This window comes from Salinisphaera sp. RV14 (assembly GCF_052044135.1).
GTDB lineage: Bacteria > Pseudomonadota > Gammaproteobacteria > Nevskiales > Salinisphaeraceae > Salinisphaera.
The window spans coordinates 1-1,166 of the sequence record NZ_JBQDYF010000048.1; the positions used below are offsets into that span (position 1 = coordinate 1).

Consider the following 1,166-nt stretch of genomic DNA (forward strand, 5'->3'; position numbering starts at 1 on the left):
ATCGCATCGTTGACCGCCACCCCGGTCGGGAAGCCGTTGAACAACACCCGCCCGGCGCGCCGCGACAGTGCCGTGACGAGTGGCTTGTGCCGGGCGATCTCGGCGTCGTCGCCGGTCACCGTTGCCGTCAACTGGCCGTTGATCGCCCGCGCGGCGGCCTCGAGTTCGTCGGCGCTGTCCAGCTCGACCACCACCGTGCTCGGGCCGAACACCTCTTCCATCAATGGCTGGGCGTCGTCGAACAATACCGACTTGTCGGCCATGAACAGCCGCGCCGCCGCCTGGTTCGATTCGGCGGAGCCGGCCACGACTTCCCGCACGCCGTTCAGGCCTTTCAGACGTTCCACCCCATGCTGGTAGTTATCCAGCAGACCATGGTTCAGCATCACCTGGCCCGGCTTGCTCTTGAGCGCTTCGCCGAGGGTTTCGATGAAGGCCGTCATCGCGGGCGACTTCACCCCGATGATCACCCCGGGCCCGGTACAGAACTGGCCGGCCCCGAGACAGACCGAGCCGGCCAGGCCCTCGGCGAGTTCGGCGCCGCGGGCCTCGATTGCGGCCGGCAGCATGAACATCGGGTTCACGCTCGACATCTCGGCATAGACCGGGATCGGCTCCTCACGCTGCGAGGCCAGATCGAACAGCGCCCGGCCCCCCGTTTGCGAGCCAGTGAAGCCGACCGCCTTGATCGCCGGTTCCTGCACCAACTGCGCGCCGACCATGCCGCCGAAGATCATGTTGAAAGTGCCGGCCGGCATGCCGGATTTTTTCACCGCCGCCTCGATGGCGTTGCCCACCATCTCCGAGGTGACCATATGCCCCGGGTGGGCCTTGACCACCACCGGGCAGCCGGCAGCAAACGCCGACGCGGTATCGCCGCCGGCGACCGAGAAGGCGAACGGGAAATTGGAGGCGCCGAACACCGCCACCGGGCCGAGCGCCTGCTGGATCTGGCGCAGATCCGGGGCGGCATCGGTGGCGGTATCGATGCGGGCGCCGAGATAATCCCCACGGCGCAGGACCTTGGCGAACAGCCGCAGCTGACCCGTCGTTCGGCCGACTTCGCCGGTCAGACGTTTCTCGGGCAGGGCGGTTTCGCGCATGGCTTCACGAATGACCGTATCGCCGAGCGCTTCGATCTCGTCGGCACAGGCTTCGAGAAACGC

The 1,166-nt window shown here is 67.2% G+C and carries 1 protein-coding gene; it reads right to left on the reverse strand.

The genetic code is table 11. The features are described from left to right. The coding region (locus tag ACS8Y6_RS18335; protein ID WP_440856238.1) for an aldehyde dehydrogenase (NADP(+)) at positions 1 to 1,166 on the reverse strand (1,166 nt) is incomplete at both ends.